General features: G+C 66.8%; 16 protein-coding genes. 8 read left to right on the plus strand and 8 right to left on the minus strand.

Annotated elements, in window-relative coordinates; translation table 11 throughout:
- Positions 1–16: 16 nt before the first annotated feature.
- From argS to pyrH, 5 genes are all read right to left on the minus strand, one after another.
- Entirely contained in the window at positions 17–1,753 is a 1,737-nt protein-coding gene (gene argS / locus EGD98_RS13370) for an arginine--tRNA ligase (RefSeq protein WP_220588867.1), read from the minus strand.
- Between the two features lie 49 nt (positions 1,754–1,802).
- Positions 1,803–3,572 carry a site-2 protease family protein gene (locus EGD98_RS13375; protein WP_220588868.1) on the minus strand — a complete coding sequence of 590 codons (1,770 nt, stop codon included), beginning with the start codon at positions 3,570–3,572 and terminating at the stop codon, positions 1,803–1,805.
- 83 nt (positions 3,573–3,655) lie between these two features.
- Positions 3,656–4,510, minus strand: a complete 855-nt coding sequence (locus EGD98_RS13380) for a cupredoxin domain-containing protein (RefSeq protein ID WP_220588869.1) — start codon at positions 4,508–4,510, stop codon at positions 3,656–3,658.
- Between the two features lie 215 nt (positions 4,511–4,725).
- Complete coding sequence (gene lysS / locus EGD98_RS13385; RefSeq protein ID WP_220588870.1) at positions 4,726–6,369, minus strand: lysine--tRNA ligase; 1,644 nt, start codon at positions 6,367–6,369, stop codon at positions 4,726–4,728.
- Entirely contained in the window at positions 6,370–7,056 is a 687-nt protein-coding gene (pyrH, locus tag EGD98_RS13390) for a UMP kinase (RefSeq protein ID WP_220588871.1), read from the minus strand.
- 325 nt (positions 7,057–7,381) lie between these two features.
- Between pyrH and EGD98_RS13395 the strand changes: the two genes are divergently transcribed.
- Entirely contained in the window at positions 7,382–7,630 is a 249-nt protein-coding gene (locus EGD98_RS13395; protein ID WP_220588872.1) for a DUF7123 family protein, read from the plus strand.
- Between the two features lie 87 nt (positions 7,631–7,717).
- Entirely contained in the window at positions 7,718–8,926 is a 1,209-nt protein-coding gene (locus tag EGD98_RS13400; RefSeq protein ID WP_220588873.1) for a site-2 protease family protein, read from the plus strand.
- A 282-nt stretch (positions 8,927–9,208) separates the two neighbouring features.
- On the opposite strand, the gene thiL is transcribed toward EGD98_RS13400, so the two are convergent.
- The gene (gene thiL / locus EGD98_RS13405; RefSeq protein ID WP_220588874.1) at positions 9,209–10,075 is read right to left on the minus strand and encodes a thiamine-phosphate kinase; all 867 of its coding nucleotides are present in this window, start codon (positions 10,073–10,075) and stop codon (positions 9,209–9,211) included.
- A 454-nt stretch (positions 10,076–10,529) separates the two neighbouring features.
- On the opposite strand from thiL, the gene EGD98_RS13410 reads away from it, so the two are divergent.
- The 4 genes from EGD98_RS13410 to EGD98_RS13425 all read left to right on the plus strand — a co-directional run bounded on the left by EGD98_RS13410 (position 10,530) and on the right by EGD98_RS13425 (position 13,117).
- A complete protein-coding gene (locus tag EGD98_RS13410) occupies positions 10,530–11,567 on the plus strand; it encodes a lysylphosphatidylglycerol synthase transmembrane domain-containing protein (RefSeq protein ID WP_220588875.1) in 1,038 nt (345 codons plus the stop codon).
- 90 nt (positions 11,568–11,657) lie between these two features.
- Entirely contained in the window at positions 11,658–12,119 is a 462-nt protein-coding gene (locus EGD98_RS13415; protein WP_220588876.1) for a 30S ribosomal protein S19e, read from the plus strand.
- Between the two features lie 50 nt (positions 12,120–12,169).
- A complete protein-coding gene (locus EGD98_RS13420; protein ID WP_220588877.1) occupies positions 12,170–12,517 on the plus strand; it encodes a DNA-binding protein in 348 nt (115 codons plus the stop codon).
- Positions 12,518–13,117, plus strand: coding sequence for a DUF7411 family protein (locus tag EGD98_RS13425; RefSeq protein ID WP_220588878.1), 600 nt, complete (start codon positions 12,518–12,520; stop codon positions 13,115–13,117). It abuts the gene before it with no gap.
- A 36-nt stretch (positions 13,118–13,153) separates the two neighbouring features.
- Here the strand turns inward: EGD98_RS13425 and EGD98_RS13430 are convergent, their stop codons facing one another.
- Positions 13,154–13,369, minus strand: coding sequence for a hypothetical protein (locus EGD98_RS13430; protein ID WP_220588879.1), 216 nt, complete (start codon positions 13,367–13,369; stop codon positions 13,154–13,156).
- A 168-nt stretch (positions 13,370–13,537) separates the two neighbouring features.
- On the opposite strand from EGD98_RS13430, the gene hisS reads away from it, so the two are divergent.
- Positions 13,538–14,839 (plus strand): histidine--tRNA ligase, encoded by a 1,302-nt coding sequence (gene hisS, locus EGD98_RS13435; RefSeq protein ID WP_220588880.1) that lies wholly within the window; start codon positions 13,538–13,540, stop codon positions 14,837–14,839.
- Positions 14,840–14,878: 39 nt separating this feature from the next.
- The gene (locus EGD98_RS13440; RefSeq protein WP_220588881.1) at positions 14,879–15,268 is read left to right on the plus strand and encodes an SHOCT domain-containing protein; all 390 of its coding nucleotides are present in this window, start codon (positions 14,879–14,881) and stop codon (positions 15,266–15,268) included.
- Here EGD98_RS13440 and EGD98_RS21040 read toward each other — a convergent pair.
- Positions 15,265–15,390, minus strand: coding sequence for a hypothetical protein (locus tag EGD98_RS21040; RefSeq protein WP_268899184.1), 126 nt, complete (start codon positions 15,388–15,390; stop codon positions 15,265–15,267). The genes EGD98_RS13440 and EGD98_RS21040 overlap by 4 nt on opposite strands.
- Between the last annotated feature and the right edge of the window lie 50 nt (positions 15,391–15,440).

Below are 15,440 nucleotides of genomic sequence, written 5' to 3' on the forward strand. Positions count from 1 at the left end.
AGTTACTGCTGTGAGCTCACATCGAGGTCGGCGCTTCGACACCGATAGCGTCCAGCGCGTTCGCCACGGTGTGACGGGTGCCGGCGACGAGTGCGAGTCGGGCCGCACGCGTCTCTTCGTCCGCATCGAGAACGGGGCACTCGCGGTAGAAGGCGTTGAACGTCTCGGCGACGGTGCGCGTGTAGGTTGCGACCGTGTGGGGCTGGAGGTCGTCGGCGGCCTCCTCGATAACGGCCGGGAACCGCGCGAGCACGCGCAGGAGATCCAGTTCTTCCGGTTCGCCGAGCTGGTCGAAATCCGGGTCCTCGGGAATCTCGCCGGCGTCTTCCGTGATACCACAGCACCGGGCATGGACGTACTGGACGTATGGGGCCGATTGGGCCTCGAAGTCGAGTGCGCGCTCCCACTCGAAGGTGATGCCCTTGGTGGGCTGTTTCGAGACGATGTCGTATCGCACCGCGCCGACGCCGACCTGGTGGGCGATGCGCTCGATGTCCTCGGCGTCCAGGTCCCCACGCGTGCGGTCGTCCAGTCGGCGCTCGACTTCCTCTCGTGCGCGGGCGATGGCCTCGTCCAGCAGGTCGTCGAGGTCGATACCGGTGCCCTCGCGGGTGCTCATGCCGCCCTCGGGGAGGTTGACCCAGGAGTAAAAGACCTGCTGGAGCTGGTCTGTATCGTTGCCCAGCAGGTCGAGCGCGGCGGCGAGCTGGTCGGCCTGGAGATGGTGGTCCTCGCCCAGCACGGTGACCGCGCGGTCGTAGTTGTCGAACTTCCACTCGTGGTGGGCCAGGTCACGCGTCGTGTAGAGGGAGGTGCCGTCCGAGCGCAGGAAGACGAGGTTCTTCTCGAACTCGGGCAGGTCGAGTTGCCAGGCGTCCTCGTCGTAGACGGCACAGTCCAGTTCTTGGAGCCGGTCGACAAGCGCGTCGGTGTCCCCATTGTGCATGAACCGGGTCTCCTTGACGAACTCGTCGAACTCGGCGGGGAGGCGTTCGAGTGTGGTCTGCATCCCGCCCAGTACGGTGTCGACGACCTCGGCCACGCGCTCGTAGGTGTCTTCGTCGCCGTCTTCGAGCCCCTGCAGGATGGCCTGGACCTCCTGTTCGGCCGCTTCGACCTCGCTCTCCTCGCCGTCTTCGAGGAACGAGTTCCCTCTCCGGTAGTAGCGGACCATCTCGTACTCCGGGGAGTCACGCTCGGGTTCGGGCAGGTCGGACTCGTCGAAGGTCTCGTAGGCCCAGGTGAACACCGCAATCTGGCGGCCCGCGTCGTTGACGTAGTAGTGGCGGTCGACGTCGTAGCCGGCGTAGTCGAGCACGCGAGCGACGGCGTCGCCGATTATCGGATTGCGCGCCCGGCCGACGTGGACGGGCCCGGTCGGGTTCGCCGAGGTGTGTTCGACGACGACGCTGGTGTCGCGGTCGGGCAGTCGCCCGTAGTTGCCGTCCGTGGCCGCCCCCAGCGTCTGGGCGAAGTACGCGTCACCGGGCAGGAAGTTCACGTAGGGGCCCTGCGTGGTCACCGCGCTGACGTAGTCGAGGTCGTCGGCGTCGATGGCGTCGGCGATGTCGGCGGCGACCTTCGGCGGCGGCGCACCCATTTCACCGGCCAGCCGGAACGCGGCGCTCGAAGCGAGCACGGCCTCGACGTCCTCCGGGGGCTCCTCGATACCGAGGTCCTCGGTCGGGAGGTCCAGGGCCGTCAACGCCGAACGGAGCGCGTCTTCGGCCTCGGAGCGGAGCTGTCTGAACATACGCCCCTCTCTCACCGCGGGGAGTAAATGGGTAACGAAACGCCGGGCCCTATGCGAAGAAACGGGGCCCGAACAGCATCACGAACAGGCCGCCTATCATCGACGCCGTCACGGCCAGTGTCACCGCCGTCGTGAGGCTCCGCCGACCGGGCACCGGCAACCGGGAGACGACGGATTCGGTCGAGGCCCGGAGGATGTGGCCGCCGTCGAGCGGGAAGGTAGGGATGAGGTTGAACTGGCCGATGACGATGTTTATCCAGCCGGTCCAGAACAGGACGTTCGCGAGCAGGAAGACGGTCGAGTCCCCGAGGACGGAGAGGGGCCCCTCGACGGTGTAGAAGTCCGCCCAGAAGCCGGTGAAGCCGGGGAAGTTGTACCCGATGCCACCGCCCGGGGCCTGACCGATGACCGGGAGGATGAACGCGAAGTAAACCTGGCGGAAGAAGCCGGTGTCGGCCGACTCGGCGCCAGTTCCCGGGTCCCCACCGATAGCGTTCAGGAACGTCCCAGCCGGGTACTGGTCGAGGCCGAAGTCGTTGACCTCGATACCCGAGACCCCCCGTTCGAGGGCGACACCGAGCAGTGCACCGCCGTCGCCGTCGTCGCCGGCGGTGACGTTGTAGGTGCGTCGCTCACCGTCGACGTAGGCGGTGACGGTGAGTGATTCGCCGGCAGACCGATTGTCAAGCACGTCACTGAGTGCGACCGTGTTCACGGTCCGCTCGCCGTTTATCTCCGTGATGACGATGCCGGTTTCTGGGGGCGCACCGGCCTCGGCGAGCGGTCCGTCGGCGCTGACCAGCGCGTAGCTCCCGGTCGGAATCTGTACGGTGCGACCGTCTTCGGTTCGAAGCACTGCGACGGGATTTTCTCGCGCGGCGTCGACGAACTGCTCGCCAGTCGAGACGTTCGTCCCGTTGACGCTGACGATGGTGTCACCGCTTTCCAGGGGTGCACTCTGGATGGCGCTGCTGACGACAGCCGACCGCTGGACCGTCACCGGCTCCTTATCTCGGAAGTTCACCGTCACGCGCGTCTCGTTGGTCGCCGCGAGCGCCGACTCCAGGTCCTCCGGACGCTGGACAGCCTGACCGTTGATACCAGTTATCACGTCACCCGATTCGATGCCGGCCTCGGCCGCCGGCGTCTCCTCGACGGTCCCGCCGACGTGGTAGCCGTCGACGACGGCGATAGAGCCCGCAATCGGCCCGAACAGCAGGAGGAGCGCGAGAAAAGACAGCGCGAAGTTGTTGGTCACGCCCGCCGCGTACATCCGCACCTGCGCGCCGCGATTGGACTTCAACAGCTCCGTCTCGTCGGGTTCGACGAAGGCCCCGATGGGGATAACCGACAGTAGCGCCAGCCCCATCGACTTGATGTCGATGTCCTCGACCCGACAGAACAGCCCGTGGCCCCCCTCGTGGACGACCAGCGCCAGCAGCAGGCCGAAGACGATTTCGGGCGCGACCGACAGCGGCAGGAAGTCGTTGACGCCCGGAATCGCCAGCGCGTTCCGTGGCTCGTTCAGCGCCGAGGGCTGGGGGTTGACCACCGCCTGATACGCGCTGAAGGCGACCAGGAGGAACGAGCCGACCATCACGACGAGGGCGGCACCGACTCCCAGGTTCCCCCACGCGCGCCAGAACCGTTTCGGTCGAGCCAACCACGTCAGTATCTGCTTTCCTCGCTGGGTGTGAAGCGTCGCTAGCGGGCCGCTGACGCTGACGTACTCCGGTAATACACCACGGGATTTGAGCGCCATCGCCGCCAGCGTGTACGCGGCGAGTCCGACCAGGACCCACGTCAGCGTGCCCACCATTCACTCGAAGATTGGGCCAGCAAAGCAAGAGGGTTTGGTTTGAACGTGCCGGCCACCTCAATCGCGGCGTTCGAGTGGGCCGGTCAGCCCTCTGCTTCGGTTTCAGTCTCTGTTTCCGTCTCCGATTCCGTCTCTATGGGGTCAAACCGCTCCAGGTCCTCGAGCACGTCCTCGAACGGGACGGTCTCTACCTCCTGAACGTTCTCCGGGTCGAGCGCGGGCGCGCTGAGGACCTCGACCGGCGTCACCCACGGCCACTCACACTCCTCGTTTTCGTCGCTCAGTGCGTTGAGCTCCTGTTCGAGGAAGGCCTGGCTGAACGGGGCAAACAACGGCGGCTGGTCGTCGGTCGGTTCGCGGCCCTCGAAGGTGTCGACGTAGTCGGCTTCGACGTCGCCGACGACGAGTCGCATCACCATCCCCAGCACGTGGTGTGGGCCACAGTAGACGTCGTAGACTCCGGGCTCGTCGAACTCGTAGAGCCACGCCGCACCGGCGCTGAGGACCGGCGAGGAGAACGGCGCCACGTCGTCCGGAACGCGCTGCTGGAACCCCATCTCGGGGTGGTAGGCCGTGACCGAGTGGTCGGGCGTGACGGCCGTGAACTGGACGACGTCGCCCGGTTCGACGGCGAGGCCGCTCGGCTCGTAGTGGAAGTACGGCGGCCGCTCCGGGTCGGCCAGGTCCTCGGGCAGGTCAGCGTGGAGCGTGACCTCGTGGTCGGGTTCGAGGTCGGTCGGAATCGCTTCGGGGTCCGGAACCGGGTAGCCGTAGTAGCTGTCGATTCCGTCGGTGGTCTCTGTCTCCTGTCCGGCGACGACGGCACCACCACCGAGCGAGAGCGCCACACCGCCGCCGAGCGCTTTCAGTAGGGGCCGTCGCAGTACGGGACGGTCGAGAATCGGTTCACTGTCCGGGTCGCTGGTCTGTGTTGGCATCTGCGTGTTCCCCCTCGTGCACCCCCGAGTGGTACCCCATCACCGACCCGTCTGGCAGAAGGTGCATCTGGTGGTTCGACCTCGCGAGACTTTGTTACTTGTGACCAAGTATCATGAAACGGTCGACTAGAATTTTCCTAGCGGACTCTCAGGCGGCGAAGACGGCGGTAGGGGCCACCAACGCTGGTGGCCAGTACGGGAGACGGTGGCGGAAGTCAGGCCTCGCGCCGCAGCCGCTTCACGACAAAGTCCCGGTCGAGTTTCCCCATGAAGGTCCCGAGCTGTGGCCCCTCGGTGTCGTCGAACAGCAGCCGGTAGCCCGCGGCGAAGAAGTCCGACATCTCGATATCGTGGCGTTTCGCGGTCTCGTATATCTCGCTCTGTATCGCCTCGCCGTCGTGTCCCTCGGCGACGTAGTCGGCCAGCTCGTCAAGGGCCGTTTCTATCTCGGGGGCAAAGTCGACGGCGGGCATCTCGGCGCGCTTGAGTTCGTAGTCGAACTCGTTGCCGGTCCGGCGGGCCCAGCGCTGGGCGCGTTCGACGCGGGCCAGTGCATCCTCGACGGCCCACTCGGGTGCGTCGTCGGGGACGTGACCTTCTTTCCGGGCAATCTGCTCGCGGACGTCGGGGTCCTCGGTCATCCCGAGCACGGCGGCGAAGGTGTAGGGGATGCGCACACGCTCCTCGCGCACGTCGTCGACGACCATGGGGTAGGCTCGCTCGGCGAGTTCGCGCTCGGCCTCGTCGCGGGGCTCGACGTCGCCGAAGTATATCCCCTCGAAGCGGTCGAACTCGTCGACGAGCCGGTCGACGTTCTCGACGGAGAAATCCCGCTGCTTGCGGGGGTTCTTCACGAAGAAGTACCGCAGCACTTCGGGTTCGAGAATCTCCAGGACCTCGTCGACGGTGACGACGTTACCCGACGAGGAGGAGAGGGGCTCGCCCTCCAGCGTGAACCACTCGTACACCATCGGCACCGGGGGCTGGATGTCCAGCACGTTCTCCGCGACGTCTTCGCCGGAGGGCCAGGAGCCCTCGGCGTGGTCCTTGCCAAAGGGCTCGAAGTCGACGCCGAGAAGCTCCCACTGCCCGGGCCACTCGAAGCGCCAGGGGAGCTTGCCCTCGCGAAGCGTGGCGACACCCTCGTGGCCACACCCCTCGATGGTCTGGTCGCCGGCCTCGACGTCTTCACAGACGTAGTGGACCTCGCCCGAATCGAGGTCGACCTCCGTGACGCCCTCGGTGAGTTTCCCACAGTCGGCACACTGGGGGAGGAAGGGGACGTAGTCGTCGTCGACCTTGTTCTGGTACTGTGCGAGCACCTCGCGGGCGCGGTCGGCCCGCTCCAGCACTCGCCGGGTGACGGCCTCGAACTCCCCGTCGGCGTAGAGCTCGGTGTTCGAGACAAAGTCGACGTCGACACCCACCAGCTCGGCGCTCTTTTTCAGCAGGTTCGTGAAGTGAGCCCCGTAGGAGCCACAGTCGCAGTCGAAGGGGTCCGGAATGTCGGTGTAGGGTTTCCCGAGGTTGCGGCCGAGCGCGCCGGCGTTTACCTCGCCCAGCCCCACGATGTTCCACTCCAGGTCGGCGAGCTGTCGCGGGACCGCCCGCAGTCGGTCCCTGTCGTCGGCCGTGAACACCTGGCGGACCTCGTGACCACGGTCGCGCAGCGCCTCCGCGACGTAGTAGCCCCGCATTATCTCGTTGAAGTGGCCGATGTGTGGCACACCGGAGGGCGAGACGCCGCCCTTGATGACGATCGGTTCGTCGGGGTTCCGGGCCTCGATGGCGTCGGCGACCGACTCGGCCCAGAACGCCCGGTCGCTGCCGCGGCCGACCTCGTAGGGGTCCTCGGCCATCTATGCCTCCGGGAGGATTTCCGTGCCCGCGAAGTCGTCCTCGGTGACCGCGTCGACGACGCGCTGGGGGTCGGTGCCGTCCAGCACGATGGTCCGAATCCCCGAGCGCTGTATCACCTTGGCTGCCAGCAGGTCCACCGGCGCCGAACTGCCGGCGTTCATCTCCATGTCGGCGATGACGTCGACCAGTTCGCCGGCGGTCAGCTCGTCGAACCGGGTCGCCTCGCCGTCGCTGTTGGGGTCGGTGTCGTAGACGCCGTCGACGGAGGTCGCGTACACGAGCAGGTCGGCGTCGATGTACTCGGCGAAGGCGGCGGCGACGGCGTCGGTGGTCTGTGCGGCGACGATACCACCCAGGACGGGGATATCCCCGCGACGGATGGCTTCGCGGCCACTCTCGTAGCTCTCCGCGGGCGTCGGCGCGGCGCGGTCGTCGAGAGCGGCGATGAGCAGGCGACCGTTCAGCCGGGTGACGGCGATACCCAGCTGGTCGAGCTCTATCTCGTTTGCGCCCAGTTCCCGGGCGGTGGTGATGTAATCGCGGGCCGTGGGGCCGCCACCGACGACCGCCCCCAGAGTGTGACCCGCCGTGTCGAGCGACTGGATGGCGGCCGCGTAGTCGGCTACCCGGTCCGGTTCGAGGTCGGGGGCGAGAACGCTCCCACCGACGTTGACGACGACTTTCATTGGCCCGGCGTAACCGCGAAAGGCGCTTAAGCGTTGTTAACCCTGGACGCCCGAACGGCTGCCGGGCGTCTGACGCCCATGAGGCAATATTAGCTGCTAAATGGCCGGGAAACCGGCACCTATCACCGTTTTACACCCCCGAAAGCGCGACTGCCTGAAACACCAAACGACGGCTTTAAAGAGTCGTATAAAACGTCTCGTGGGTCTAGAAACAGTCGTAAAAAGTACTATTTAGGCTGATTTGACCTGAAAGTCCCCGAAGCGACGCGAACCTTCCTTCCTTTATATACTCTTGCCGAACCACGAGAGAAACGAGGTGACACAGATGAGCGCTACTACGCAGCCCTCCGGTGAGGAAGAACCCTCGAAAGAACAGCGACTCAAGTCGTTCCTGGCAGAGAAGGCGGCCGACGGTGAGATGTACTTCAAGAGCAAGTTCATCGCCGACGAAGTCGGACTCTCCCCCAAAGAGATCGGTGCGCTGATGGTCAAACTCAAAGATAGCGCGACGGAGATCAACGTCGAGAAATGGTCGTACACGAGCGCGACCACCTGGCGTATCGAGCCCGCGTAGCGACGTTCACACCACCCTGGTCCCCCTCTACCGCTCCGTTCAGTCGGAGCACCGAGTATTAATGTCCTCGCTGTCTATCCGTAGCCGATGAGTGGTCACGGCGACGAGGCGCCGTCCCCCGACGAACTCGCAGGTGTGTTCCACGTGGCAGCCGTCGACCGGAGTGACGGCACCGTCCGGTACTTCGGCGAGCCGCTGGTCCGACCCGACGCCGTCGTCGAGACGCTCCGGCCGCAGTTTGCCCAGTCGGGCTACTCGCTGTCGCTGGAACGACAGCCGGCCCCGCAGTCGCCCGTCCAGCCGGGTTCTGAACCACCCGTTCAGCCGGTCGGCGACGGGTTCGGAACCCCGGCGACCGAGCAGTACGCACTGGTGGCCGAACCCCAGGCCAGCAGCGGGATACCGTGGCTCAACGTCGTCTTGCTGCTCGCGACTATCGCGTCGACGCTGTTTGTCGGCGCGAGTAGCTGGTATTACATCCCGGTCACGGAGCAACCACTGCGCCTGCTCCAGGCCTGGCCCTTCGTCGTCGCGATGCTGGGCGTGCTGGGTATCCACGAGCTGGGCCACTACGCCGCCGCCCGCTACCACGGCGTCGACGTGACGCTGCCCTACTTCATCCCCTTCCCCTCGCTGCTGGGGACGATGGGTGCCGTCATCAACATCCGCGGGCGCATCCCCTCGCGCAGGGCCCTCTTCGACATCGGCGTCGCGGGACCGCTCGCCGGTCTGGTCGCGACAGTCGTCGTCACTGTCGTCGGCTTCACGCTCGACCCGATAACGGTCCCCGAGCGCGTCCGGTCGGGCGGGGCCGAGTACGCCATCAACTTCCACGACCCGCTACTGATGCAGGCAATCGAGGCGTTCGTCAGGACTCTCGGTGTCGGGACCACGGTGGGGCCGACGGAGGCGGTCCATCCCGTCGTCTTCGCCGGCTGGGCGGGGATGTTCTTTACCTTCCTGAACCTCCTGCCGGTCGGGCAGCTAGACGGGGGCCACATCGTCCGCGCCATCGTCGGCCAGCGTCAGGAGACCGTCGCCGCGGCGGTCCCCGGCGGCCTGTTCGCGCTGGCGGGCTTCCTCTATCTCACACAGGACGCCCCGCCCATCGGCTACGGCGTCTGGACGCTGTGGGTCTTCTGGGGGCTACTCGCGGCGGGGATGGCCTACGCCGGTCCCGCACGACCGACCGTCGATGACCCCCTCGACAGCCGGCGGGCGGTGCTGGGCGTCCTGACCTTCGGACTCGGCCTGGCCTGTTTCACCCCGATTCCCTTCGAGATAGTCGCCGCCTGACTCGCAACTGTCCAAATCGACGGTGTAAGCTGGTTTTACTCAACGGTCGATAATCGGAGTTCGCGCCCGCAGCGGCTGAAATCGCACGAATCGTGTAAATCGAGCCGAACTATCGTCCGTTTATACGTGGCCGTGTGTCCTCTGTCCTGACAGTATATGCCCTCCGAACCAGGTCGGTCGGCCGAGAACTCGCTTGCGGGGCTGACCCACGAGGAACGCGAACGTGCCGCAGATAGGGCCGTCGAACTGGTGGCGCTTGCGCTCGTCGACGGGTGAACACCGTCAGTGCGAGTAGCCGCGGTCGGGCAACGGGTCGCCGTCGTGGGTGACGCCCGACTCGGTGACTGTCCCGACCCGGTGGAGCCGACAGTGCGTCACGTCCCGGGCCGGCCCCAGTTCTGCCTCGGGGATTGCACAGACCAGCTCGAAATCCTCGCCGAAGAAGACGCCCAGTTCCCGCCGGTCCGCATCGTCCTCGGCCACCTCGTCGACCCGCTCGTCGATGGGCAGTGGCCCGGTCAGGGCCGCGCCGCAGTCGCTGGCACCGACGAGCTGGTGGACCGACCGGGCCAGCCCGTCACTGGAGTCGAGCATCGCCGAGGCGTAGGGGGAAAGCGCCCGGCCCGCGGCCACCCGTGGCGTGAACCGGAACAGCTCGTTGGCCGCCTCGATATCGCCCCGGTCGAACAGGCGAATCGCCGCCGCCGTCCGACCCAGCGAGCCGGTCACACAGAGCGCGTCACCTGGTTCAGCACCCGAGCGCCGGACCGGGTCGTCGGTCTCGCCCAGCGCGGTCGTCGCGACGGTGAACTCGTCGTGGCCGTCGAGGTCCCCACCGACGTACTCCGCCCCGACCGCGTCACAGACTGCCGTCGCGCCGTCGAGGAAGGCCCCCAGCTCGGTCCCGTCGAACTCGGGGGCCGCGTACACTGCGACCGCCGCCGTGGCTGTGGCCCCCATCGCCGCTACGTCCGACAGCGACGCGCCGACGGCCCGCCAGCCGGCGGTGTACCGGGTCGTCCCCGCCGGGAAGTCCGTCCGCTCGTGGAGCATATCCGTCGTGATGACCTGCCCGTCGACGACCGCACAGTCGTCACCGGCGGCCGCCAGCCGGTCGCCGATGAGCCCCAGGGCGGTCTGTTCGTCCATGGGTCGTGGTCGTACCGATGGGTAAAACGAGCGTTGGTTTGGTGTTGCCCGCACCCGTCCTATCAACCGTTCTTGAGAGCCAGAAAGCCCCGGACCGTTCGACTCGGGGGACTCGCTGTGCGCCTTGGCCTTCGGCCTGCGGTGTCTGCTCACGGGCCTACGGCCCGTTCGCAAGCACTGGAACGAGCGAAGTCGTTCGAAAGGCGCGAAGCGCCTTTCGTGATGACGAGAGAGCTTTGCTCTCTCGAACCACGAGTGAAGGGCGCAGCGAGTTCTCCGAAAATCTTCGATTTTCGGGATGACGAGAGACGCCATCGGCGTCTCTCGAACCACCCCCGAGTTCAGCCCGCCGGGGCTTTCTGGCTGTTCAAACTGCCCGCTCCTGCAGTCGCCACCACACAGTTTCCATTTTCTGGTCGGTACGTTCAAACCCCAGACGGCCCACCGATGTGGTATGGACGGCAATCGCGCGGCGACAGTCGCCGGGTTCGTCGGCGCGCTCGCCGTCCTCGCGGTGCTGGTGTGGGTCGTCGGGGTCGACCGGACCGTCTCGGCGCTGCTGACGGCGGACCCGGTCGCGCTCGTCCTCGTCGGCGCGCTCGCTGTCCTGTGGCTCACAACGTGGGGGCTGGCGCTGTGGTCGGTGCTGCGGGCCCTCGGGAGTCCGATACGGGCCCACATGGCGGTACTCGTCTACGCTGGGGCCGTCTTCTCGAACAACGTCACTCCCTTCGGGCAGGCCGGCGGCGAGCCGCTCTCGGCGCTGCTCATCTCCTCGGCGGCCGACACGGAGTACGAGACTGGGCTGGCCGCCATCGCCAGCGTCGACACGGCCCACTTTGTCCCCTCGGTCGCGTTCGCTATCGCCGGGTTCACGTTCGTGACGGTGGGTGCCGTCCAGCTCGGGCGAAACCTCGCCTTCGCCGCGGTCGCCGTCGCGGCGCTGGCGGTGGGGCTCCCGGTCGCCGGCTTTCTGGGCTGGCGCTACCGGTACGAACTGGAGCACACCGTCGTCCGGCTTCTGACCCCCGTCATCCGCTGGCTCGGGCACACCGTCCCGAAGTGGTCGCCGCCGACGACCGCGACCATCGCGGCCCGCATCGAGAGTTTCTTCGCCGCCATCGACCGCATCGCCACGGACCGGCGGACGCTGTTGCAGACGCTTGGCTTTTCGGGGCTGGGATGGGCCTGTCTGGCCGGCTCGCTGTGGCTCTCACTGTACGCGGTGGGACATGCCGTCCCCGTCTCGACGACGCTGCTGGTGGTCCCGGTCGGGAGCATCGCGAGCCTGACCCCGCTGCCGGGCGGCTCCGGCGCTATCGAGACGGTGCTGGTGACGCTGCTGGTCTCGACGACTGCCGTCCCGGCGGCCGTAGCGGCCTCGGCGGTGCTCATCCATCGCGGGGCGACGTATCTGTTCCCGCTGTTGCTCGGCGCCGGCGTCGCCAGCGCTCTCGGTGCCGACCACGCCGCGGCGAACGCCAGAGAGTGAGCCCGCTGGGGCGGCTCCGGCGTGGTGACCGTTCACGCCCCGGGCCGGACAACGATGCGCTTAAATGACGCCAACGGGAAGCAAGGGCCAATGACGACACTCTACGACGTGCCCGCAGAGGACCTCATCGAGGCCCTCACCGAGACGTTCAACGACGAAGACGCCGTTGAGGCCCCCGAGTGGACCGCCGTCGCCAAGACCGGCGTCGACCGCGAGCTCCCGCCCGAACAGCCGGACTTCTGGGAGCGACGCGCCGCCAGCCTGCTCCGGAAGGTCGCCGTCGACGGCCCGATGGGCGTCAACGCTCTCAAGACCGAGTACGGGACCTCGAAACAGGGTACCACCCGCTACCGCGTCCGTCCCAAACAGAAGGCCGAGGGGTCGGGCTCCATCATCCGCACCGCGCTCCAGCAGCTAGAAGAGGCCGGCTACGTCGAGACCAGCGAGGCCGACGGCCGACGCGTCACCGGCGAGGGTCGGAGCCTGCTCGACGACACCGCCGGCGAGGTTCTCGAGGACCTCGACCGTCCCGAACTCGAACGCTACGCCTAATTGGGGCTCCGAAATCGTTTTCCCGCCGAACCCGGTAGCTATTGACATCTATGAGTGGTGACCCCAGCGAGGAGGAACTCGAAGAGCTCCGCAAGCAGAAGATGGAACAGCTCAAAGAGCAACAGGGCGAGGGCGACGCCGAGGCCCAGCAGGCCGCCCAGCAACAGGCCGAGGCCCAGAAGAAGGCCATCCTCCGCCAGCACCTGACCGACGGCGCCCGCAAGCGGCTCAACACGGTCAAGATGTCCAAACCCGACGTGGGCGAACAGGTCGAACAGCAGATCGTCGCGCTGGCCCGCAGCGGCCGCGTCGGCGATACCATCGACGAGGAGCAGATGAAACAGCTCCTCTCGGAGCTGACGCCCGACTCGAAGAGCTTCGACATCAAGCGCCGGTAGATGCGAGCGGCCCTGCTGTTTAGCGCGGGCAAGGACTCCACACTGGCGGGGCTCCTGCTCGAGGACTTCTACGACGTGACGCTCGTGACCGCGAGCTTCGGCGTCGTCGGCCCCGAACCCGCCCGGGAAGCCGCCGAGGCCCTTGGATTCCCCCACGAGACGGTCGCCCTGGACCCCGACGTGGCCCGCGAGGCGGTCGAGCGGATGCACGACGACGGCTACCCCCGCAACGGCATCCAGCAGGTCCACGAGCACGCCGTCGAGCGGGTCGCTGAAGGGGAGTGGACCGACGGGCTGGACGCCGTCGCCGACGGCACCCGCCGGGACGACCGCGTCCCGACTATCGAGCGCCCGTTCGCCCAGAGCGTCGAGGACCGCTTCGACGTCGACTACCTCGCGCCGCTCGCGGGCATCGGTCGGGGCGCCATCGACGATATGGCCGCCGACGAACTCGTGGTCGAGACGGGGCCGAGCGCCGAGATTCCGAAGGCCGACTACGAGGTGGAGTTGCGGGCGCTGCTCGTCGACGAATACGGCGACGGGGCCGTCGCCGAGGTCTTTCCCGACCACACCCAGTCACGGGTGCGCGGCCGTCGGTAGCGCCCTCGTCATCGTCTGGGACGGCTGCCGGCGATGCTAGAGCCCGGCCGTCGGGTCGTCGACGGCTCTGTAGGACTGGACCGCCAGGGCGAGCCCGAGGGCGAAGATGGCGGCGAAAGACCAGACGTCGTTTACCGCCGCGTAGACGCTCAGGCCCACCGCGACGAGACAGAGTGCTGCCGAGGCCAGCTTCTGGACGCTGGCGACGGGTCGGTTCACGTTCACGAGTTCGCTGTCGTCAGTCGACGTCACTGTCCGGAGTCCTGCGGTATGCTCGTGTAACTCTTTTCATGCCGGCGGCGGCCGATACTATCTATTCAGTGACAGGAGCACCCATCCGATTACAGGAACCGGTGGCCCTGCCGCTGCCGCGAGACGCGAACGAACAGTTTCAAGCGCGCCCTCGCTGTAGCGCCAATCATGTACGACTCTGTCAAGGGATTTCGTGACTTCTACCCCGAGGAGATGGGTTCGCGGCGCTGGGCGATGGACACTATCGAGGACACCGCCCAGCGCTACGGCTTCCGGGAGATAGGGACGCCGGCTCTGGAGCCGACCGAGATGTACACCGACAAGAGTGGCGAGGAGATCGTCGAGGAACTGTACAGCTTCGAGGACAAGGGCGGCCGCGAGGTGGCGCTGACCCCAGAACTCACGCCGACGGTCGCGCGCATGATGGTCGCCAAGCAACAGGAGCTCCAGAAGCCCATCAAGTGGGTGTCGACGCGGCCGTTCTGGCGCTACGAGCAGGTCCAGCAGGGCCGGTTCCGGGAGTTCTACCAGACAAACGTCGACATCTTCGGCTCCAGCGAGCCCGACGCCGACGCCGAGATTCTGGCCGTCGCCGTCGATATGCTCGACGACCTCGGGCTCGACAACGACGATTTCGAGATTCGGGTCTCCCACCGGGACATTCTCTCGGGCCTGCTCGAATCGTTCGACGCCGACGTCGACACTCGCGAGGCCATCCGCGCCGTCGACAAGCGCGCGAAGGTCGACCGCGACGAGTATCTCGACGCGCTGTACGAGGCCGGGCTCAGCTACGACGACGCCGAGGCGTTCGACGACCTGCTGGAAACCGGCGAGGACGACCTCGACACGCTCGCCGACCGGTCCGAGACCGTGGCCGACGCCACCGAGAACCTCCGTGCGGTGCTCGCGGCTGCCGACGACTTCGGCGTCCGGGACCAGCTCACACTCTCGCTGTCGACCGCGCGCGGACTGGACTACTACACCGGCGTCGTCTTCGAGTGCTTCGACGCGACGGGCGAGGTCTCTCGCTCCGTCTTCGGCGGCGGTCGCTACGACGACCTCATCGAGGGCTTCGGCGGCCAGCCGACGCCCGCCGTAGGCTTCGCCCCGGGTCACGCCACCCTGCAGCTGCTGTGTGAACGGGCCGGCGTCTGGCCCGAGGAAGCGCTCGAAACAGATTACTACGTCCTGCAGGTGGGCGACACGCGGTCCACGGCCGCCCGCATCGCCCGTGACCTGCGCGAGCAGGGCCACGTCGTCGAGACCGATATCGCCGACCGCTCCTTTGGCGCACAGATGGGCTATGCCGACAACGTCAACGCCGAGACGGTCGTCATCGTCGGCGAGCGCGACCTCGAGGACGACGAGATAACCCTGAAGGAGATGGACGACGGCGAGCAGGTTGCCGTTCCCGTCGACGAGTTCCCGGGCGACCGCGACCGGCCGACGTTCGAGGACTTCGCCGAGTGACGGCCTAGCTTTTTCAGCCTAACGTCGCTCTATTGACATATGTTCCCGTCCCTCGGGACGTGGCGGCTCGCCGCCGCCGTCACGGTCCTCTCGTATGGACTCACTGTCCTGCTCGGGCTCTTCGGACTCCCACGGCTCGCTGGGGCGCTGTTCGTCGTCGGCTTCCTGATCGGCACGCCGCTCGTCCTGATACTCGGGACGGCGTCTTCAGCGGACGAATCGTCCGAGATGGAGTCCGCCCCGCTCGAAACAGCGGACGAGAGGGCGGCGACCACGGCCGACACGCCGATAGCTGCCCTCCGCCGACGATACGCCCGGGGAGAACTGACCGACGAGGAGTTCGAACGACGGCTCGAACGGCTGGTCGAGACCGAACGGCTGGTCGAGACCGAACGGCTGGCCGACCGCGAACCCGAACTGGAGTCCTAGAGGCCCCGCTGCATCTCGATTTCGACGTGTTCGCGCAGGCGGGTCTCGAAGCCCACCGAGCGGTAGACGCCCATTGCGACGTGGTTGTGCTGGGAGACGCTCGGATATGGCCGCCTGGCCACGGGCGGTGTGGGAACTTTTATTACGGTTCACGGGAGGTTTGTAGCAACCG

Origin of the sequence: Haloarcula salinisoli (assembly GCF_019599405.1) — an archaeon.
Taxonomy (GTDB): Archaea; Halobacteriota; Halobacteria; order Halobacteriales; family Haloarculaceae; genus Haloarcula; species Haloarcula salinisoli.